The organism is Rhodococcus sp. DK176 (assembly GCF_038447315.2).
Taxonomy (GTDB): domain Bacteria; phylum Actinomycetota; class Actinomycetes; order Mycobacteriales; family Mycobacteriaceae; genus Rhodococcus_F; species Rhodococcus_F jostii_A.
Window position 1 is genome coordinate 5603362 of the sequence record NZ_CP118321.2, and the last position, 20843, is coordinate 5624204.

At 68.5% G+C, this 20843-nt stretch carries 17 protein-coding genes and 1 pseudogene; 10 read left to right on the forward strand and 8 right to left on the reverse strand.

Features of this window, described 5'->3' with window-relative positions:
- The first annotated feature begins 57 nt into the window (after positions 1-57).
- On the forward strand, positions 58-795 hold the full coding sequence (locus PSR88_RS26255; RefSeq protein ID WP_011597381.1) for a sulfite exporter TauE/SafE family protein: 738 nt from the start codon (positions 58-60) through the stop codon (positions 793-795).
- A gap of 19 nt (positions 796-814) precedes the next feature.
- Here PSR88_RS26255 and PSR88_RS26260 read toward each other — a convergent pair whose 3' ends face one another.
- Both PSR88_RS26260 and PSR88_RS26265 read right to left on the reverse strand, forming a co-directional pair.
- Positions 815-2287: a peptide MFS transporter gene (locus PSR88_RS26260; protein ID WP_009478189.1), complete on the reverse strand. Its 1473-nt coding sequence runs from the start codon at positions 2285-2287 to the stop codon at positions 815-817.
- Positions 2288-2343: 56 nt separating this feature from the next.
- On the reverse strand, positions 2344-2724 hold the full coding sequence (locus tag PSR88_RS26265; RefSeq protein WP_009478190.1) for a DUF3054 domain-containing protein: 381 nt from the start codon (positions 2722-2724) through the stop codon (positions 2344-2346).
- Between the two features lie 105 nt (positions 2725-2829).
- On the opposite strand from PSR88_RS26265, the gene PSR88_RS26270 reads away from it, so the two are divergent.
- Both PSR88_RS26270 and PSR88_RS26275 read left to right on the forward strand, forming a co-directional pair.
- Positions 2830-3465 (forward strand): TetR/AcrR family transcriptional regulator, encoded by a 636-nt coding sequence (locus PSR88_RS26270; protein WP_009478191.1) that lies wholly within the window; start codon positions 2830-2832, stop codon positions 3463-3465.
- Positions 3452-4483, forward strand: a complete 1032-nt coding sequence (locus PSR88_RS26275) for a YbhN family protein (RefSeq protein ID WP_237724154.1) — start codon at positions 3452-3454, stop codon at positions 4481-4483. The genes PSR88_RS26270 and PSR88_RS26275 overlap by 14 nt, the downstream gene beginning before the upstream one ends.
- Before the next feature lie 23 nt (positions 4484-4506).
- Here PSR88_RS26275 and PSR88_RS26280 read toward each other — a convergent pair whose 3' ends face one another.
- Both PSR88_RS26280 and PSR88_RS26285 read right to left on the reverse strand, forming a co-directional pair.
- Positions 4507-5061 carry a YceI family protein gene (locus PSR88_RS26280; protein WP_016883807.1) on the reverse strand — a complete coding sequence of 185 codons (555 nt, stop codon included), beginning with the start codon at positions 5059-5061 and terminating at the stop codon, positions 4507-4509.
- Positions 5062-5212: 151 nt separating this feature from the next.
- Positions 5213-5791 carry a TetR/AcrR family transcriptional regulator gene (locus PSR88_RS26285; protein ID WP_011597383.1) on the reverse strand — a complete coding sequence of 193 codons (579 nt, stop codon included), beginning with the start codon at positions 5789-5791 and terminating at the stop codon, positions 5213-5215.
- Between the two features lie 87 nt (positions 5792-5878).
- Here PSR88_RS26285 and PSR88_RS26290 point away from each other — a divergent pair, with 87 nt between their 5' ends.
- Positions 5879-6709 (forward strand): alpha/beta fold hydrolase, encoded by an 831-nt coding sequence (locus PSR88_RS26290; RefSeq protein WP_009478194.1) that lies wholly within the window; start codon positions 5879-5881, stop codon positions 6707-6709.
- 21 nt (positions 6710-6730) lie between these two features.
- Here PSR88_RS26290 and PSR88_RS26295 read toward each other — a convergent pair.
- A pseudogene (locus PSR88_RS26295) lies at positions 6731-8468 on the reverse strand (2-isopropylmalate synthase).
- Positions 8469-8636: 168 nt separating this feature from the next.
- On the opposite strand from PSR88_RS26295, the gene PSR88_RS26300 reads away from it, so the two are divergent.
- On the forward strand, positions 8637-9308 hold the full coding sequence (locus PSR88_RS26300) for a FadR/GntR family transcriptional regulator (RefSeq protein ID WP_016883806.1): 672 nt from the start codon (positions 8637-8639) through the stop codon (positions 9306-9308).
- 32 nt (positions 9309-9340) lie between these two features.
- Here PSR88_RS26300 and PSR88_RS26305 read toward each other — a convergent pair whose 3' ends face one another.
- The gene (locus PSR88_RS26305) at positions 9341-10474 is read right to left on the reverse strand and encodes a YbhN family protein (RefSeq protein WP_009478197.1); all 1134 of its coding nucleotides are present in this window, start codon (positions 10472-10474) and stop codon (positions 9341-9343) included.
- 28 nt (positions 10475-10502) lie between these two features.
- Positions 10503-11960 (reverse strand): adenylate/guanylate cyclase domain-containing protein, encoded by a 1458-nt coding sequence (locus PSR88_RS26310; RefSeq protein ID WP_005258596.1) that lies wholly within the window; start codon positions 11958-11960, stop codon positions 10503-10505.
- A 188-nt stretch (positions 11961-12148) separates the two neighbouring features.
- Here PSR88_RS26310 and PSR88_RS26315 point away from each other — a divergent pair, with 188 nt between their 5' ends.
- The 5 genes from PSR88_RS26315 (at position 12149) to PSR88_RS26335 (ending at position 17872) form a co-directional block, all read left to right on the forward strand.
- Positions 12149-13384: an AI-2E family transporter gene (locus PSR88_RS26315; RefSeq protein ID WP_016883805.1), complete on the forward strand. Its 1236-nt coding sequence runs from the start codon at positions 12149-12151 to the stop codon at positions 13382-13384.
- On the forward strand, positions 13368-14570 hold the full coding sequence (macS, locus tag PSR88_RS26320) for a MacS family sensor histidine kinase (RefSeq protein ID WP_016883804.1): 1203 nt from the start codon (positions 13368-13370) through the stop codon (positions 14568-14570). The genes PSR88_RS26315 and macS overlap by 17 nt, the downstream gene beginning before the upstream one ends.
- Complete coding sequence (locus PSR88_RS26325) at positions 14563-15231, forward strand: response regulator (protein WP_016883803.1); 669 nt, start codon at positions 14563-14565, stop codon at positions 15229-15231. The genes macS and PSR88_RS26325 overlap by 8 nt, the downstream gene beginning before the upstream one ends.
- Positions 15232-15292: 61 nt before the next feature.
- On the forward strand, positions 15293-15943 hold the full coding sequence (locus tag PSR88_RS26330) for a DUF1707 domain-containing protein (RefSeq protein ID WP_016883802.1): 651 nt from the start codon (positions 15293-15295) through the stop codon (positions 15941-15943).
- Between the two features lie 66 nt (positions 15944-16009).
- Complete coding sequence (locus PSR88_RS26335) at positions 16010-17872, forward strand: DUF2339 domain-containing protein (RefSeq protein WP_016883801.1); 1863 nt, start codon at positions 16010-16012, stop codon at positions 17870-17872.
- On the opposite strand, the gene PSR88_RS26340 is transcribed toward PSR88_RS26335, so the two are convergent.
- The gene (locus PSR88_RS26340; protein ID WP_016883800.1) at positions 17847-20843 is read right to left on the reverse strand and encodes an MMPL family transporter; all 2997 of its coding nucleotides are present in this window, start codon (positions 20841-20843) and stop codon (positions 17847-17849) included. The genes PSR88_RS26335 and PSR88_RS26340 overlap by 26 nt on opposite strands.

The following is a 20843-nucleotide window of genomic DNA, read 5'->3' on the forward strand; positions in this document are numbered from 1 at the left end:
GGAGGGCGGGGCCGTCCACGCTGAGGGAGTAAGTGAGCAAGGGTAAGTTTCTACCTTGTGCCCCTGCTTGATATCGGTCTTCTCGTCGTAGCGGGGTTCTTCGCGGGACTGGTCGGCTTCGTCACCGGCCTGGCGTCCATCGTGTCGTATCCCGCACTCCTCGCGGTCGGTCTGCCGCCGGTGACCGCGAACGTCACCAACACGGTCGCGATGGTGGCGGTCGGCGTCGGCGCCTTGTCCAACTCGACGCGGGAGGTCGCCGACACCGGCCCCAAGCTGTGGCGCTGGGCGCTGTACTCGGCCGCGGGCGGCCTGGTCGGCGCGGGAATCCTGCTGGTGGCTCCGGCGGGGTCGTTCGAGGCGATCGTCCCGTTCATGGTGGCGTTCGCCGCGCTGGCGCTGCTGCTGCAACCCCGGCTCCGCGCGCTGGCGGGCGAGCGGGACATGCCACGCGCGTACTCGGTGTCGCTGTTCGTCGTCGCCATCTACGGCGGGTACTTCGGTGCCGGCGCCGGCGTGATCTTCCTGGCGATCGCCTTGATCCTCACCTCGGAGAAGATCTGGCGCGCGACCATCCTGAAGAGCTTCCTCCTGGGCGTCGCGAACCTGGTGGCGGCGATCGGGTTCGCGGTCTTCGGTCCCGTCCACTGGGGCGCCGCCGCCGCGATGGCGGTCGGCGCCCTGGCCGGTGGCTGGTGCGGGCCGCCCGTCGTCAGGCGGATACCACCGTCCGTCCTCCGCGTCGTCATCGCGATCGCGGGATTCGGGTTGGCCGTGTGGTTGTGGGTGCGCTGAGACGACGCTCAGTGCATCGTCAGTGCACGCCCTTCATCAGACGCCGGATCCACGGTGAGCCGATGGCGAGGAGCACACCGACGGCGATCGAGCCCAGCCCGACCGCGGTGAAGTACGGGACTTCGTTGTTCTCGTCGTAGTAGCCGGCCAGTGTGCCCGCCATGGCGGTGCCCAGGGCGACGGACAGGAAGAACAACGCCACCATCTGGGTGTGGAAGGCCTCGGGCGCCAGTTTGGTCGACAGCGACAGCCCGACCGGGGACAGCAGCAGTTCGGCGAACGTGAACAGCAACAGGATTCCGGCCAGACCCAGCAGCGGTGCACTGTTCGCGCCGCCACCCGACATCGGGATGAACGCCAGGAACGCGATACCCATGATGACGGTGCCCGCCGCGAACTTGATCGGCGACGACGGCTGTCGAGGTCCGAGCTTCGTCCACGCGGCTGCGAAGACGCCCGCGAAAATGATGATGAAGACCGGGTTGATGGACTGCACCCACGACGGCGGGAAGTCCCAGCCGAACAGGTTGCGGTCGAGTCGCTTGTCGGAGTACACCGCGACGGTGGTGAACTGCTGCTGGAACAGCGACCAGAACACCGCGCTGGCGATGAACATCGGGATGAACGCGTAGACGCGGCTGCGCTCGACGGCCGTGATGCGGCGGCTCGACAACATGATCGCGAAGTAGCCGATCGCCGCGACGATGGTGAGGCCGACCACGATGTCCGACATGTTGGCCGCGGTGATCACCCCGGTCAGGGACAGGGCCGCAATGACCACGACCGCGGCGGCGCCGATCGCGATCCACTTGGGTCGCTGGGCGCGGGGGAGGGGATTGGGCGGTTCCGCACCGATGCCGCGGAGGTGCTTGCGGCCGAGTGTGTACTGGATCAGTCCGAGCGCCATGCCGATTGCGGCGAGCGCGAAGCCGGCGTGGAAGCCGATGGAGTCCTGCGCCCAGCCCGTCAGCAGCGGGCCGACGAGGGCGCCGAGATTGATCCCCATGTAGAAGATGGAGAATCCGGCGTCCCGGCGCTCGTCGTTTTCGTCGTAGAGATCCCCGACGAGGGATGTGGCGTTGGCCTTGAGCCCGCCACTACCGAATGCGACGCAGACCAGGCCGATTCCCACACCCCACAGTCCCGGGAACACGGCGAGGGCGATGTGGCCGAGCATGACGAGGATGGCGCTGTAGAACAGGGTCCGTTCGGAGCCCAGGAGCCGGTCGGCGATCCAGGCTCCGAGAATGGTGGACAGATACACCGTGCCGCCGTAGGCGCCGACGATACTGGTCGCGGACGATTCGGCGATTCCGAGGCCACCGTCGGCGGCCGAATAGTAAAGGTAGTAGATCAGGATGCCTTGCATCCCGTAGAAGGAGAATCGCTCCCACATCTCGACGCCGAACAGGTTCGCGAGGGCGGACGGCTGGCCGAAGAAGCCGCGGTCGGACCGCTTCTCGTCCCGGGCCGGATCGATGGTGTCACTCATGGGAAAACTGTCTCACCTCGAGCGGGTGTTCGTGTGCCGTCGGGGCGGATTCGCCGCTATCGGGTGGTGGCGCGCGACCTCGTCACGATCTTCGCGACGGCACGCCAGCCGAGGAGGAACACGGCGAGCACCGTGCCCGCCACGAGGACGAAACTGAACGCCGTTCCCTGGCCGCTGACGACGCGCAAGAGCATGCCCACCACGAGCGTCGACAGCCACACCGCGATGCCTGTCGGGACGATCAGGAACGCGTCGAACTTGTCGCGGTAGAGCGCGACGGTGGCGAGCCAGCCGACCGCGAGTCCGGTCAGGAACGGCCACGCCGTGGTGGCCAGACCTGTCAGGGCATTGGCTTCGTCGTGGCTGCGGCGGCCGATGGCACAGAACACGATCACGAGGACGACGTCCAGGGCGAGCGCGGGGAGGTACTTCTTCACACGGCCAGCCTAGAGGGGCCGCATTGCCGACGAGAGGTGGACTCATACCAACAGTGGACCGGGGAGAAAATTGTACTTGGTCCAAGTTGGGGTTAGGGTCGATTCATGGCTGCGGAGAGCGGATCAGGTCTGCGCGTCGCGAAGAAGCACGAGACGTGGCGGACGTTGCATGCGTGCGCCCTCGACCTGGTGGACACCCGCGGTTACGACGACGTCAGCGTCGAAGAGATCGCCGCCGCGGCGCGCGTGTCCAAGAGCACGCTGTTCAATTACTTCGAGTCCAAGGAAGCGCTGCTCTTCGACCCCGGACCGGGTGACCGTGAGCGGTGGCAGAAGCTGGCTGACGAGCGTCCCGACGGCGAACCGATGTGGGTGTCGGTCCGTGAGATCATCCGCGCGAACATCGCCCACAACGCCGCCACCCTCACGGTGCAACGGCGGATACTGGATGCGGCGCCCCACCTCGCGCAGTCGACGAAGGCCGCCGGCGAGCGATTCCAGCAGTTCGTCCAGGAGTGGGTCGACGCCCGGGTCGGACCGGATCAGGTCGACTCGCTCTGCAGTGCGCTGCTCGTCAACACGGCGTTCGCCGTCCTGCGCACGGCGTATCTGCAGTGGCAGCCCGGCGACGACGCGCAGCGGTTCCTCGCGTTGCTGGATTCGGCGTTCGCGGAGATCGAGGCCGGGGTCCTCGACCTACCCCGGTCGCGGACCGGCGTCGCGTCCCATGAACGTCACTGACGTGTGGCGCGGGCGCTCGATACCCAGGACGGCGTTGGCGCTCGCCGCGGCCGGTGCACTGGCCGTCGAGGTTCTGGTGTTGAGTCCGTACATCGCGCGAGCGTCGGGCACGTTGCTGCACCCGCGGTGGCGGTGGCTCGTGCTGGCGGTGATCGCCGAGATCGCGTCGATGACGACGTTCGCGCGACTGCAGCGGCAACTGCTCGCGGCGGGTGGTCTCCGGGTGGCACTCCATCGTTCGATCGCACTGACTTTCGCGTCCAACGCGCTGTCCGTCACGCTCCCGGCCGGACATCTCGTGTCTGCCGGATTCACGTTCAGGAGACTGCGCACGTGGGGCGCGAGCACGCCGCTGGTCGCCTGGACGATGCTCGCGTCGGGGATCATCAGTTCGCTCGCGCTCGGGGCCCTCGGAATTCTCGGGGCGAACGTCGGCGTCCGGGCGCATGCCGATCCGCTCACCGTCGGCGGCGAGATCCTGGGAGTCGTCGGCCTCGCCTTCGCGATCCGGGAACTGCTGCGTCGACCGGAACTGCTCGCGCATGCGGGGGAGCGGGTGCTCGGCTGGGCCAACGCGTTCCTGCGGAGACCCGCGGCCTCGGGCGTCGAACGTGTCCGCGCCCTCGTCGAGCAACTGTCCCTCGTCCGGCCCCGCCCGCGGGACTGGGTGCTGGGCGGTGTGTTCGCGGGACTGAACTGGATCGGCGACCTGCTGTGCCTGATCGCCGCGTGCCGCGCGGTGGGCGTCACCGACGTCGGGATCGGCCTCGCGATGACGGCCTACGTCGCGGGCATGGCCGCGTCGAGCATCCCGCTGATTCCCGGCGGGATCGGCGTCGTCGACGGCGCCCTGATCGTGGCGTTCGTCGCCGGCGGGCTGGGCGCGGACGAGGCGACTGCCGCCGTGATGCTGTACCGGCTGATCAGCTTCGCGCTCATCGGCGCGATCGGGTGGGCAGTGCTGTTCGCCGCCAGGTATGCCCGTCGCACGACCGCGCCCCGTCGTCCGGGTGGATGACGGGGCGTGTGGTGCGGGTGGGGTCAGGCCTGCAGGCCGGCCTCGATCTCGAGGGTGATGGTGATCTTGTCGCCGACGACGGCTCCGCCGCCTTCGAGGGGCATGTCGATGGTGATGCCGAAGTCCTTGCGGTTGAGGACGGTGGTGGCTTCGAAGCCGGCGACCGGTCCGTTGCCCATGCCGGGGTTGACGCCGTTGAACTCGAGGGCGAGCTCGACGGGGCGGGTGACGCCGTGGAGGGTGAATTCGCCCTCGACCACGTAGTCGTCGCCCTTGGCGCGGACGGCGGTGGAGGTGAAGGTGGCGGTGGGGTACTGCTCGGCGTCGAAGAAGTCGGCGGACTTGATGTGGGCGTCGCGGTCGGTGTTCTTGGTGTCGATGGACGCGACCTGGATTTCGGCGGTGACGGCGGCGGTGCCGTCCTCGGCGATGGTGATCGCGCCGGTGAAGTCGTTGAAGGTGCCGCGGACCTTGCTGACCATCAGGTGGCGGACGGAGAAGCCGACGGTGGAGTGGACGGTGTCGATGGCCCAGGTTCCGGCGGTGAGGTTGGGCAGGGTGGCGGTGGCGGTGGTCATGTGAACTCCTCGGAGCGTCGACTCAAATAGTTGAATGTTCAAGTTCTTGTAGCTTTAACTATGAACCCGGAGAATTTCTTCCGCAACCCGAATGTGATGCCTGTCACACGACGCAGGTGAGTGGCGCGGTGTGGCTGGGTCGCTTTCTCACTCACGTGGGGGGAGGCAGGCAGGCGCGTGCCGCGGCAAGGACCGTGGCGCCGGCGGCATCGAGTGGTTCGGTGCTGCGCAGTGCACGCGCGAGGACGAATGCCCCCTCCAGGCTGGTGACGAATCCCAGGATCAGGCGCCTCGCATCGGCCTCGTCGAATCCGCGCTCGCGCAGCAGGGCGCTCCCCGACTCGATCCAGCTCGTGAACACGTCCGCCGTGGCCACGCGAAGCACCTCGTTGGTGCTCGCGACCTCGAGCGCGACCGTGGCGATGGGGCAGGCGTCCGCGTAGTCGGTGGCCACCAGGGTCTCGCCCGCCAGCCGGAACCCCACCTCGATCCCTTCGAGGATGTCGGGATGCGCGTCGAGGATGGAGAAGACCAGCCGGGCGTACTCCTCGCCCGACGAGCGGATGACCTCCTCGCCGAGTTGCTGTTTGCCGCCGGGGAAGAAGTGGTAGATCGACCCGAACGGTGCGCGGGCCTCCGTGGCGACCTGCTTGAGGCCGGTCCCGGTGTAGCCGTTGCGGCGGAAGAGGTCGCTGCTGGTGCCGAGGATCCGGGCCTTCGTGTCGTTCACTTTCCTGCCCTCCGACCGTTGCGCTGGGTGCGTATCTCATCGTAACGTGATTCTCAGTAGAACGATCTATCAAATGGAGTGAGCGCCATGAAACAGATCGAGCTGTCCGCGGGCACCGTCGAGTACCGGGACACCGGGGGCGACGGCCCCGTCCTCGTGTTCATCTCCGGGCTGACCATCGACGGCACCGTGTGGCGACACGTGGTGGAGCAACTCGCCCCGGACTTCCGCTGCATCGTCCCGAACCTCCCGCTCGGCGCGCACCGCATTCCGATGCGCGAGGACGCCGACCTCTCGCTACGCGGACTCGGACTGCTCATCGGCGAATTCCTCGAACGGCTCGACCTCGCGGACGTCACACTCGTGCAGAACGACTGGGGTGGCGCGCAGGTGCTGATCGCCCTCGGCGACTCGAGCCGCATCGGGGCTCTCGTCCTCACCCCGTGTGAGGCGTTCGACAATTATCCGCCCGGAATTCCCGGTCGCGCAATCGGTCTCGCGGTGGCGATCCCCGGTGGTCTGGCGTTGACCATGCACGCGCTGCGATTCCGGGCGATGCGCCGGGCGCCCGCTGGTTGGGGCTGGATGAGCAAGCGGCCCGTACCGAAGTCGGTGATGGACGGGTGGTTCCGGCCCGCGACCACCGACCGCCTGGTGCGACGAGATCTGCGCAAGTACACGACCTCGGTGCCGCCGAAGTCGACGCTGCGGGAGTGGGCGGAAGCGAACCGGAGCTTCGACCGTCCGGTCCTCGTGCTGTGGGCCGTCGAGGACAAGGTGATGCCCCGCGACCACGGCCGGCGCCTGGCCGAGCTGTACCCGCACGCCGAACTGCAGGAGGTCGAGGACAGCTACACGTTGATGCCCGAGGATCGCCCGGACGTGGTCGCGGAGGCTCTGCGGCTTCGCCGCCCGTGAGTACTTGTTAACCGCGGGAGGTTAACAAGTACTCACGGCTCGGTACACCGCCCGGATCGCGGAGGCCGTCACCGACTGATGTGAGCCCATGCCCCACACCGTCCGATCCCCGACGCGGCACTCCGCCAACGTGATCGCCGCGCTGTCGCGGCCCGACCTCTGCGAGTGCTGGGTGAGGGAGAGGACGTCGACGTCCTTGCCCTTCGACGCGAGGACGTGGGTCATCGCCTCGACAGGGCCGGTGGCGACCGCCTCGCCCGACACTCCTCCGCTCCCCAACCCACGGCCAGCGAGACACTTCCACGCCGTCGACGTCGAACACGACGAACAGCCGGTCGCCGTCCGGGCCGTGCTCGACGGACCACCGGCCGAGGCCGCCCCGGTACCCGTACTCGGCGCAGAACAGCGTCCACAGTTCCTCGGCGGTGATCTCGAGCCCCGACGAGTCCGCCGCCTCCTGCACCTTCGCGGCGAAGTCGATCTGGAGCCGCCGCGGCAGTGTGACGCCGTATTCGCTCTGCAGCAGGTGCGCGATGCCGCCCTTGCCGGATTGGCTGTTGATGCGGATGACGGCCTGGTAATCGCGTCCCACGTCCGCCGGGTCGATCGGCAAGTACGGCACAGCCCACGGTGCGGTTTCCGCATCCAGCCCGGCTGCCGCCGCGGACGCCCGATGCTCCGCGAATCCCTTCTTGATAGCATCCTGATGGGTGCCGGAGAACGCCGTGTACACGAGGTCGCCGCCGTAGGGGTGCCGCTCGTGGACGGGAATCCTGTTGCAGTACTCCACGGTTCGCCGCACGGTGTCGATGTCCGAGAGGTCGATCATCGGGTCGACGCCCTGCGCGTGCAGATTCAGGGCCAGCGTCACCAGATCGACGTTGCCGGTCCTCTCACCGTTGCCGAACAGGCAGCCCTCGACCCGCTGCGCACCCGCCAGCACCGCCAGTTCGGCGCAGGCGACCCCGGTGCCGCGGTCGTTGTGCGGGTGCACCGACAGGATGACCGAATCCCTCCGCTCCAGATGCCGGTGCATGTATTCGATCTGGTCGGCATACACGTTGGGTGTCGAGACCTCCACCGTGGCGGGCAGATTGTGGATCACCGGACGGTCGGGGCTCGCGTCCCACAGCCGGGTCAGGCTGTTGCACACGTCGAGCACGAAGTCCGGTTCGGTCAGGTTGAACACCTCGGGTGAGAACTCGAAGCGTCGGCCCGGATGGTCACCGGCGCCGCGTGCCACCTCCTGCGCTGCATCGAAGATCAACCGGTGCAGCGCTTTCCGATCCCTGCCGAGAACGACGGAGCGCCACGTCGGCGCCGTCGCCGTGTACATGTGCACCACGACGTTCGGCAGTCCCTCGACCGACTCGTACGTCCTGGCGATCAGATCGTCGCGGGCCGCGGTGAAGACGACGATCGTCACGTCCTCGGGCACCAGGTCCAGACGCACGAGGTCGCGGACGAAGTCGAAGTCGGTCTGGCTCGCTGACGGGTATCCGACCTCGATCTCCTTGTAGCCGATCGAGATCAGCAGTTCGAAGAATCTGCGTTTGCGCTCCGGATCCATCGGCTCGGCGAGGGCCTGGTTGCCGTCGCGCAGATCGACGGGCACCCACAGCGGGGCGGTGGCAGTGCGTTGCGCCGGCCAGGTGCGGTCGAGGTCGGGGACGGGAACGCGGTCCCAGATCGCGCGGTAGCGATCGGAGGGCATCGGCGAGGGTTGCTGGTTGTTCCATGTGGGGACGGTGCCGGTCATGACGGTCTTCTCCTGGGAAATGGGATGCACGAGACGACCGACGCGGCGAAACCCCGCGGCAGGGTGCCGGCCTTCAGACCCCGCCGCGGCAGCGGAGGAGAAGTCCACGGAACGCCACGGCGCTAGACTAGGAGAAAATCACTCATCAGACAACCTGAGGAGTTTTGCGTGACCTCGTCGATACGACGCCACCTGCTGACGGACCAGGCGGCGGACCTGCTGCGCGCGCGGATCGCGAGCGGAGAGTGGGAGGTCGGTGCCAAGCTCCCCGGGGAGACCACGCTGGCGGCCGAGCTGGGCGTCGGGCGGTCGACCGTCCGTGAGGCCGTCCGGATGCTCGCGGGCCTCGGCATGGTCGAGTCACGGCAGGGGGCCGGCGTGTTCCTCCGCAGGTCGTCGCCGCGGCAGGACTGGGACCGGGTGCTCCGGACCGAGGAGATCCGGCACGTCGTCGAGGTGCGCCACACCGTCGAGATCGAGGCGGCCCGGCTGGCGGCGTCCCGGCGCGACGAGTCCGATGTCGCGGCGCTCCGTCGGGCGCTGGACGCGCGGTCCGCGGCGTCCGGGGCCAGTGCTGCCGCGTTCGTCGACGCAGACATCGCGCTGCATCGCGCGGTCGTGGTCGCCGCACACAACCCGGTGCTGACCGAGTTGTACGAGACATTCGTCCCGCGGCTGCGGGAAGCGATGCTCGACCTGACGGCGGCGCTGGACCTGAGCGCGGACAACGAGCCCGACGCGGACGCCCACCGACTGCTGGTCGAGGCGGTCGCCGACGGCGACGCCGAGGAGGCCGTCCGGGTCAGTACCGACCACCTCATGCGGCTTCGCCACCCGTGAGTACTTGTTAACCGCCGGCGGTTAACAAGTACTCACGGCTGGGAGTCGGGCTCGGGGTCCCCGGTGTGCGGCGTGCGCTTGGTGGTCGGTGAGGACTGCTCCCGGCGCTCGAACTCGAGGTCCATCTCCAGGTCCTCGTGCTGGTTGTGCCGGAACAGGATGAAGAAGACCACCCAGCCGACGAGCGCGACGAGGATGTAGCTCACGACGCGGTAGACGAACACGGCCGCGAGGGCCTGCGACGCGGTAGCTCCCGCCGCCGTCAGCGTCGCGATCAGGGTGCCGTCGACGAACCCCAGCCCGCCCGGGGCCAGTGGAATGCTGCCCACGGCCTTGGCCGCGGCGAACGCGATGAGCAGACCCGCGAACGACGGTTCCGCGCCCACCGCCCAGCACGCGAAACCGAGGCAGGCGACGTCGGCGAGCCGGTGCACCGCCGACCACCCGAACGTGATGACGGAATCCTTGCGGCTCAGCTCGACCGAATCGAGCTGGCTCAGGATTTCCTTCCACCGCTCGACGCCGGTCTCGGGGGGATTCTTGCGGAACTTGTTGTAGCGGGTCAGCACCCAGTGCCCGATCGACTCGATCGAGTCGGGATTACGTGAGATGTAGCGCAGCCCGTAGAACAGGGCGAACGCGGCCACCAGCGACAGCGCCAGCGTGACCGGACTCACCTTGGTGCCCACCGCGAACGCGCCTGCGGCGCCGAGCAGCGCGAGGCTGCCCGCGGCGATCACTCCGGAGATCGCCAGCTGCCAGGACGCGACGATGGGGGTGGCACCCCATTTGCGGGTCTGCTTGTAGGTGAAGGCGGTGGAGAACACCTGACCGGCCGGCAGGCTCACGGCCATCGCGGTGCTCGCGTAGATCACCGACACCGACTTCAGCTGACTGACGACGACACCGCCCGCCTGGAGCAGGCGCTGCTGGACTGCGCCGTACCCGCTCAGGGAGACGGCCTGGGCTGCGATACATGCCGCGACCCACCCCCAGTGGATCTCGGTGAGTGCTTTCCACGAGTCGCTGAGCGTGGGCCACAGGTAGATGCCCTCGACGGTCAGCAGGGCCAGGAGGCCGGCGCCGAGTAGCCATTTGATCCACCAGTATCGACTTCGCTGCCGAGGAGGCTCGGCAGTGGGCGGGTCGGATCGAGGCTGGGCCACCTGGCCAGCGTAACCAACGGTTAGCGGATTACTCCGGATAGTCCTCCGGCCAAGCCAGATGGGTGTTGCGGCGCCGCCCCCGCAACTGGACTTGTTCGCCGAGTTCCCAGTGCGCCTGTTCGTCGTCGTCCGCGAAATACAGGGCACTCGTCGAGGCCAGCACGCGGCTGGGGTGGAGTTTGGCGAGTTCGGTGAGCCGCGACGCCTCGTTGACGGGGTCGCCGATCACCGTGTACTCGAAGCGTTCGGCGGCGCCGATGTTGCCGGCGACGGCGAGGCCTGCGGAGACGCCGATGCCGACGTCGAGGCCGGTGATCTCGTTCAACGCGAACCGCAGCTCCCGGGCTGCCGCCAGCGCCGCCGTCGGTGCGTCGGGGCGGTCGAGCGGGGCGCCGAAGATCGCGAGAGCCGCGTCACCCATGAACTTGTTGACGAAGCCGTGGTGCCGGTCGATCACGTCGACGACGACGCGGAAGAACTCGTTGAGCAGGTTCACGACCTCGCCGGGGGGACGCTCCGCGGCGGCGCCGGTGGAGCCGACCATGTCGACGAACAGCACCGCGACGAACCTCGTCTCGCCGCCGAGTTCGGTACCGAACTGCAGTGCCCGCCGCGCGACGTCCTCGCCGACGTGCTGGCCGAACAGTTCGCGCAGCAGTCGCCGTTCGTCCGATTCGCGCATCATGCGGTTGAACCCGACCTGCAGTCGCCCGATCTCGCTGCCGTCGAACACCTCGACGCGGACGTCGGTGGCACCGCGCTGGACGCGTTCGATGGCCCGCCGCAGCTGCTTGATCGGGTCGGAGATCTGGCTGGCCGTCAGCATCGACAGCGCGAAGGCCTGCGCGATCGCGATGATCGACAGCAGCATGATCGCCCACGCGAGCGCGTTCGGGGAGAACACTAGGTCGGTGGTTATCTGCGTCACGCACAGCAGGATGATGCCGATGACGGGCATCAGCGTTCCGAGCCCCCAGGTCATGGCCATCCGGGTGCCGACGCCGGGCGCCATGGTCCGGTCGAACTCGCCCTCGCTGAGCGCGCGGGCGGCCACGGGACGCAGGATGCGTTCGCCGAGCATGTATGTGAAGCCGAACGTCGTGGTTGCGGCCATGCAGACGGTGACGATCACGGCGACGGCGAGTTCCGGCATCTCGGTGATGGTGAGCAGCACGAAGATGATGCCGCCGAGGATCCACAGCACCAGGTGCACGATCGCCTGCCGCAGCGGTGCGTGCAGCGCCGACATCTGCTCGCTGCGCGTCGGCGGACCCCCACGCAACTGCCAGCGGACGACCGACCTCAGCATCATCGCGGCGGCCGTGAGACTCACCACGGCGGCGAATGCGAGGTAGCCACCGAAGATCGCGACATTGCGGACCCGGTCGGCGATGATTTCCTGCGATTCGGGGATCGGCACGCCGTACCGCACGAACGCGAAGACGAGGATGGCGCCGATGAAATTGGCGAGGAGCATCGAAACCATATAGAGCGGCCATCTGCTGCGGACCGTCGCCGCGATCGCTCTATAGGATTTCCGCACGCCGTTCAATTTAGCGGGGGGTGTACCGGGTGGCGTAGGACACGTCCCCTAAAGGGCGCATATGCGTTCCCCGCGCGCGTGTTTCCCACGCGAATCGCCCGGCACTGTCCGAACCTCGATACGCTCCGCACGTGAACGCGAACGAGCAACGCTCGGACACTGCCGCGGTAACACAGGGCGGGGGCCATCCCTCGGCGTCCGTGCACCCGGTGGTGCGGGTGGCGGCCGAATGGACGTGGCGGCTCCTGGTCATCTTCGCGGGTCTGCTGACCCTCGGCTACATCGTGACCAGGCTCGACACCGTTCTCATCCCGGTGGGTCTGGCGCTGCTCTCGTCGGCGCTGCTGGTGCCGCTCGTCGACTGGCTGCAGGCCAAGGGCGTGCCGCGGTCGGCTGCCGTCGTGGTCGTCCTCATCGGTTCGATCGGCATCGTCGCCGGGATCATGACGTTCGTCGTCGAGCAGTTCATCGAAGGTCTCCCCGGCCTCACCGAGCAGTTCGAGGCGAGCGTCACACAGATCCAGGGGTGGCTCACCGACGGCCCGTTGCACTTCAGCGAGGATCAGATCCGGCAGGCCGGCGACTCGGTGGTGAAATCCATCCAGGACAACCGCCAGCAACTGACGAGTGGGGCACTGACCACCGCCACGGTCGTCGGCGAGATCTTCACCGGTGCCCTGCTGACGTTGTTCACGCTCATCTTCTTCCTCTACGGCGGGTCTCAGATCTGGGAGTTCGTCACCCGACTCGTCCCCACCACGTCACGACGGCGGGTCCGGCTGGCGGGGAGCCAAGGGTTCGGCTCGCTGATCGGATACGTCCGGGCCACGGTGGCGGTGGCCGCCGCGGACGCCGTCGGAATCGGCGCGGGCCTCGCGATCCTGGGGGTACCGCTCGCCCTGCCGCTGGCGTCGCTCGTGTTCATCGGCGCGTTCATCCCGATCGTCGGTGCGTTCCTCACCGGATTCCTCGCGGTGCTCGTCGCCCTCGTCACCAAAGGATTCCTCACCGCGCTGATCGTGCTCGGCATCATCATCGGGGTGATGCAACTCGAGGCACACGTGCTGCAACCGCTGCTGCTGGGGCGCGCGGTCCGGCTGCACCCGCTCGCAGTGGTGCTCGCCATCACCACCGGCATCGTCCTCGCCGGGATCGTCGGCGGCCTCCTGGCGGTGCCGATCGTCGCACTGCTGAACACGGCGGTGCGCTCGCTCCTGTCCACGGATCCCGACGCCACCTACGACGCGCTCGAGGTCGACGATCCGGCAGTCCCGCTCTACCCGGCGGAGGCCGACGGCCCGCACCCGCCACACCCCGCCGACCCGCATCTCGATGACACAGCGCAGACCCATGACCGACCGGAATGAGCACCGCACCCGCCTCCACTACCGCCCACGAGCGACGACCGAGCTCGACACCCAGCCGGACGCACCGCTGTGGCGGGCGGCGCAGGCGTTCCGCCTCGTCACGCTGGTGTACGCGATCAGCTACCAGATCGTGTCCGTGCAGTACTACACCCATCAGCGGCTGAGCTGGTTCCTCGTCGCCCTGATGGCGGTGTGGTCGGGACTCTCGGCCGTCCTGCTGTCCCACGGGAAGGTCCCGCGCTACCAGGTGGTGATCGCCGACCAGCTGATCGTCATCGCGCTCATGGCATCGACTCGCCTTGTCTCCGATCACGATTGGTACAGCCACCATCAGACGCTGCCGACGACGCTGTGGGTCACCAACGCGGTGATCTCCGCCGCCGTGTTCGGCGGTCCGTGGCTCGGGATGGCGTCCGGTGTGCTGATGGCGACGGTGAGCGCGGTGGTGCGCGACCAAGTCAACCTCGATCTGTGGCGGGACGCGACGGCACCGGTCCTGGTGTCGGTGGGTCTGGCGCTCGGGCTCGCCACCACCACCGCGAGGCGTGCGCAGGCCCAGCTGGAGCAGGCCGTGCGGTTGGCCGCCGCCACCGAGGAACGTGAACGACTCGCCCGTGAGGTGCACGACGGCGTCCTGCAGGTGCTCGCGCTCGTCCGTCGCCGCGGCAACGAGATCGGGGGACCCGCAGCCGAGCTCGCGGATCTCGCCGGCGAGCAGGAGGTGGCCCTGCGCATGCTCATCTCCGAGCAGGGGGCGGGTGTGGCGTCGGATCTGGGTGGAAGCGTGATCGATGTGCGACTGCTGCTGGGCACGCGGGCGAGCACCACTGTGTCCGTGTCGACGCCGGCGGATCCGGTGACGATCGAGCGTGGCCGGGCAACGGAACTCGTCGCAATCGTCGACACCGCACTGTCCAACGTCGCACTGCACGCGGGGACCGGTGCCCGGGCGTACGTGCTGCTCGAGGATCTGGGCGACGAGGTGATCGTCAGCGTCCGCGACGACGGCAGCGGAATCGCCCCGGGACGGTTGGCCGAAGCGGAGGCCGAGGGTCGCATGGGAGTATCGAAATCCATTCTGGGCCGCGTCGGTGCGCTCGGCGGCACCGCCGAACTCGACACCGAACCCGGTCAGGGCACCGAATGGGAGATCCGCGTGCCGAAGGGAGACGAAACGCATGGGTGACACGGAGACCGACGAGCAGATCACCGTGATGGTCGTCGACGACCACCCGATGTGGCGGGACGCCGTGGCCCGCGACCTCGAAGGCGCCGGATTCACCGTGGTCGCCACGGCCGACGGCGTTGCCACCGCGGGACGTCGGGCGGCGGCGACCCGACCCGCCGTCGTGCTCATGGACATGCAATTGCCCGACGGAAACGGTGCCGCGGCCACCGCCGCCGTTCTCCAGGTGTCGCCGGACAGCCGGGTGCTGGTGCTGTCGGCGTCGTCCGAGCGTGACGACGTCCTCGACGCAGTCAAGGCCGGCGCGTCCGGGTACCTCGTGAAGAGCGCGTCCGTGGTGGAACTGCTGGACGCGGTGCGGGCCACCGCGGCCGGGCAGGCGGTGTTCACACCGGGGCTCGCCGGACTCGTGCTGGGGGAGTACCGCCGGATGTCGAGTGCGCCCGCCGACGGGCAGGGTCTTGCCGTCCCCCGACTCACGGAACGGGAGACCGAGGTCCTGCGGTTCGTCGCGAAAGGGCTCAGCGCCAAGCAGATCGCGACCAAACTGTCGCTCAGTCACCGCACCGTCGAGAACCACGTCCAGGCGACCCTCCGCAAGCTGCAGCTGGCAAACCGCGTCGAGCTGACCAGGTATGCCATCGAGCAGGGCCTCGAGTAGCCGTGAGTACTTGTTAACCGCGGGCGGTTAAGAAGTACTCACGGGCGCTAGCCTGGTCGGTATGGAGGCACGGGACCTACGCGTATCGGATGCGGAGCGCGAACACGTCGGCGAATTGTTGCAGCGGGCGGTGGGCCAGGGGATGCTCTCGCTCGGTGAGTTCACCGAACGGATGGACACGGCACTCGCCGCGAAGACGCGGGCGGAGCTGAACGTCGTCCTGGTGGATCTGCCGGGAATCCAGCTGATCTCGGAGTTCACGCCGCCGCCGTACCCCGACCAGCCGTACGTGTCTCGCCCGGCGCCGCCGGTTCCGCCGGTCGCGCACCGGTCGCCCGCGCCGCCGCCGGGCGACGTCATCCGGGGCCGGATGTCGTCGGTCAGCCGCACCGGCTCGTGGAGCGTTCCTCCCGCCCTCGAGGTGAACACCCGGCTGTCGACGGTGACGCTCGACTTCACGCGGGCCGTCATGGCTACGCAGGTGGTGCACGTGACCATCGACGACTACGCGAGCACGATCTCGCTGGTCGTGCCCGAAGAGGCGACGGTCGACCTCAACGGCGTCGAAACGGTTGGCGGTTCCGCGACCAACAAGGTGCGGACCGGCCCTCCCATCGGCCCGCTGCACGTCGTCGTCCGGGGCAAGGTCAGGTTCGGGAACGTGACCGCCAAACACCCTTTCGGCACCTCGATTCGCCGAATGTTCGGGTAGCGCGACGCAGGCCTCTCGAGTAGGCCTACTCATGTGTGGGGGCCGTCGCCGCAGGACGATTGATCCATGTCCACACCTGGTACTCCTTCGATCGACCCGCGGCTGGTCGCGCAGCTTTCCGGTGACTTCTCGGCGCTCGGGCAGCAGATGCGTCACGTGGGTGAGAACCTCGCGGTCCTGCAGGCTCAGCTCGCAACCATCCAGAGGCCCCAACCCCAACCCCAGCCGGCGCCGCAGCCGATGTACCGACCCCCGGTCGCCCAGCCGCCCCCGCCGCCCGCACCGGCCGCACCGGCCGTCCCGTACCGCCCCGCTCCGCCGCCACCGCCCCGGGTGGCTCGCGAACCCTGGTGGCAGCGCGACGGGGTGATCAGCCGCGTGCTGGCCGTCGCGGGTGTGGCCGTCACCCTGATCGGAGTCGTGATGCTGCTGGTGCTGGCGGCGCAGGCCGGATTCTTCGGTCCGGAACTGCGCGTCGTGGCGGGCGGGTTGTTCTCGGCCGGTCTCGTCTACACCGGTGCCCGTGTCTTCGGGCGGCCCGGCGGCCGGGTCGGCGCGATTGCGCTCGCGGCAACGGGTATCGCCGGCGCCTACCTCGACGTCGTGGCCGTCGCGGTCGTCTACCACTGGTTGCTGCCGGTGCTCGCGATGGTCGTGGCACTCGGGATCGCGGGAGCCGGTGTCGCACTCGCGGTGCGGTGGGGTTCGCAGCCCCTCGCGCTGCTCGTGGTGACCGGCGCCGCCGTGCTCGCACCCGTCCTCACCGACGGCATCACGCTCACCCTCATCGGATTCCTGTTCGTCATCCAGGTCGCCAGCTTCCCCGCGCAACTCGGTCGCGACTGGCTGTACCTGGCGATCGCGCGGACGTGCCCGGTGGTGATCGCCTTGCTGATCGCGATCGCGAGTTCCGGACTGTCCGACCGGCCGGAGAGGTTCTGGCTGCTCGCGTCCGCCGCTCTGGTCGCCCTGTTCGGGCTCGTCTCGTCGATCATCCTGTTGCGCAGCAATTCTCGTGACGTCACCGCGACCGCGATGATCGTCACGACGGCCGTCCCGACGCTGGTGATCGGCCACCTCTTCGACCGGCTCGGGTCCACGCTCATCGCGTTGGTCCTGGCCGCCGCGATGTTCGCCGCGTTCGCGGCGGCGCGGTCGTTGCCGCGACACGCACGGATCGCGCTCGCGGGCGTGGGTACCCTCGCCCTGCTCGAGGCCTGCCTCATCGGATCGAGCGAAGACCTCGCGCCACTCGTCCTGCTCGGGGTGGCGGCACTGTTCCTCACCCTCGGCGGGCAGGCGGACTCGCGGATCGCGTATGCCGTCGGTGCGGTCTTCACCGTCGTCGGCGGGTTCGCCTTCGTGATCACCGTGCCCCCGTTGGTCCTCGTCGACGAGTACAGCGCGCTCGACTCGCTCGGGGTGACCACGGTGCTGTCCTCGCTGGTGCTGGCGGGAACAGTGTTCCTGTTCGTCTGGTACGCGCACACGCTGAAACTGTTGAGCGCCACCACCGCCCAGCCGTGGTGGGTGCTCGCCGGGCTGGTGATCCTGTACGCCGTCACCGCTGCGACGGTGTCCGCGGGCACGGCGCTCACCGGGACGTCGGCAGGATTCATCGCCGGACACTGCGCCGCGACCATCGCGTGGATGGCGGCGGCGACGGCGGCCCTGGTGTTCGGACTGGCCCGCCGCGACTACGCGCACACGGCACTCGGGGTCGGACTGGGATTGACCGCCGCGGCGCTGGCCAAACTGTTCCTGTTCGACCTGGCCACCCTCGACGGCCTGTTCCGCGTCCTCGCGTTCCTCGTGGTCGGCCTGCTGTTGCTCCTCGCCGGCACCCGCTACGCGCGTGAATTCGCGGAGCGGGAGGCCGGACGGGGAACGCCGAACGGCTCCGTCAGCGCCGGTTCTGCCGAGCGATGAGTTCGCTGACGCTGACGGCGTTGCCGTCGTCCGCGCGGTGCCTGCCGCTCGAGGCGTCGTCCGGATCGACGGGCGGTTCCTCGACGCTGCGGCGGCGCGAGCCGTTGGCAGGCGTTCCGTTGGCAGGGGCGCCGTTGGGCGGGGTGCCGTTCGCGGGCGTGCCGTTGCCGCGCCTGCCGCCGTTCACGGGTTCCGAAGGCTCGGCGGCGCGACGCCTCGACGGAATCGGCGGCACCGGGCGGGCAGGAGACGACTGGGGGGTCTCCTGCCCGTACGGCGCGGGCACCGAGCGCGGCGAGCGGGTCGGCAGTGACGGCGCCGACGCACTGGGTCGCGGTTCGGCGGGCGAGGAGATCGGCCGCGGTTCGGCGGCCGACGTGGACCGGAGGTCCGCGAGCCAACTCTCGATCGGACGCGACTCGGTGGCCGGACCCGGGGCGGGGGCCGCCGGACGGGGCCGCGGAACAGGACGCGACTGCGGTGCGGGCCGCGACTGCGGTACGGGCCGCGACGGCGTCGGGGCCGGGCGCGGCGGAGCAGGCTGCGGCAGCACGGTGGTCTGCGGTTCCGCGGTCGGGGTCTCCTCGATCTCCTCCGGTGCCCGAGCGGGACGGCCGGTCGCCGACCGGCGGGCCTCGTTCTGCGCCCGGCGCGCCTTCGCGTCGTCCTCGGACATCTTCGCGGCCAGCGCCCGCGCGGTGACCAACGGGATCGGCTCGGTGAGCGGTTCCGGTTTGCGGGGTGCGGGCGGCGCCGCGAGCTTGCGCTGCGGCGGGACGGCACCGATCGGGGTGAGCTCCGGGACGTCGGTGGGCATCAGCTCGTTGTCGAGGATGGGCTCACCGAGACCCGTCTTCTCCTGGATTCGCTTCATCCACGCCGGCGCCCACCAGCAGTCGTCGCCGAGGAGTTTCATCGTGGCGGGGACGAGGAACATACGGATGAGGGTCGCGTCGATGATGAGCGCGGCGATCATGCCGTAGGAGATGTACTTCATCATCACGAGTTCCGAGAACCCGAACGCACCGGTGACGACGATGAGGATGAGCGCGGCCGCGGTGATGATGCGGCCCGTGTGCGCCGTGCCGATGCGGATCGACTCCGTCGTACTCGCCCCCTGCGCCCGCGCCTCGACCATCCGCGAGAGCAGGAAAACCTCGTAGTCGGTGGACAGGCCGTAGACGATCGCGATGATCAGCACCAGCACCGGCGACATGATCGGGCCGGGGGTGAAGTTCAACCACTCCGAACCGTGACCGTCGATGAAGATCCACGTCAGGATGCCGAGCGTGGACCCGAGGCCCAGCGCGCTCATCAACGCCGCCTTGATCGGCAGCACCAGCGAGCCGAACGTCAGGAACATCAGCAGCGTCGTCAGGACGAGGACGGAGATCACCATCGTGGGCAGGTGGTCGAGCAACGCGGCGATACTGTCCTGCTCGATCGCCGGGGTACCGCCCACCAGTACCTGCACGCCGTCCGGATTGTCCATGGCGCGCAGATAGTCGATGGTCGGCTTGGACTCGTTGCGGTCGACGAGACCGGCCTTGAGGACGACCACACCGTCCTTGGCCGCGCCCTCCGGGGTGAAGCGCTCGATCAGCCCCGGCGCACCACTGGCCTCCTTGATGATCTGGCCGAGCGCTTTGTTGTCGGCGTCGGACACGACCAGCTTGACCGGTTCGGTGCGCAGGTTCGGGAAGATCTCGTCGAACTGTTCCTGCGCGGCGCGGGTCGAGCTGTCCGGGGGAAGATAGGTCTCGTTGATGCCACCGAACTTGATGCCCGTCAGCGGCACGATCAGCAGGAGCAGACCCACGACGATCGGGATGGTGACCTTGAGCGGGTTACGCATCACCCAGCGGGTGAGCCGGCCCCAGATGCTCGCCTCGATCTCTTCGGTGTTCTTGGTCTGACGGAAACGGTCGAGGCTGAGGGCGTCGATGCGCTTGCCGAGGATGCCGAGGATCGCGGGCAGGATCGTGATCGACGTCAGCGCCGCCAGGCCGACCGTCGCGATGGCGCCGTAGGCGACGGACTTCAGGAAGCCCTGCGGGAACAGCAGCAGACCGCCGAGGCTGGCGACGATCATCGTCGCCGAGAAGACCACGGTGCGACCCGAGGTCATCACCGTTCGGCGGACGGCGGAGCGGGTGTCGTACCCCTCCGCCATTTCTTCTCGGAACCGGCTGACGATGAACAACCCGTAGTCGATGGCCAGACCGAGCCCCACGAGGGAGACCACGGGCGCGACGAACGAGTTGACCTCGGTGAAGTTGGTGATCAGCCGGACGACGCCGTTGGCCCCGACCACGGTCAGGCCGCCGATGATCAGTGGCAGCGCCGCCGCGACGACACCGCCGAACACGAAGAACAGCAGGATGCCGACGGCCGGGATCGCGAGGATCTCCATTCGCCTGATGTCCTTGGCCATCGTGTCGTTGAGCGCACCCGACACGGGCTGGAGTCCGGCGAGCTGCACGTCGACGCCGTCGATGTAGAACTCGTCCTTGACGTCGCGGAAATTGGCCGTGACCTCGGTGTCGTTGTCACCGACGATCGCGATGCTCTCGATCGCGTGCTGCTTGTCGGCGTCCGCGGCGGACGCCAACTGTGGTGCGCTGCCGACCTTGAAGTAACCGCCGTTGATCTTGAGGATCTTGTCCGGGTGTTCCGCGGCCAGCCGCTCGAGGTTCTCGACGACCTTCGCCTGGAAGTCGGGGTCTTCGATCGTCTTGCCCTCGGGCGCCGTGTAGAGCGCCACGACGTCGCTGTTGGTGTCGCGACCGAAGGTGCCGTCAGCCAGCTTCGCCGCGGCGACCGACTCCGAGCCCGGATCGTCCCAGCCGCTCTGGCTGAGATGCTTCTCGAGGCCCAGGCCGTACGCGGCCGAACCGAGCAACAAGGCAACCATGATGCCGATGACGGTGAATCGGGCCCGGTAGACGACGCTTCCCCAGCTCGCGAACAC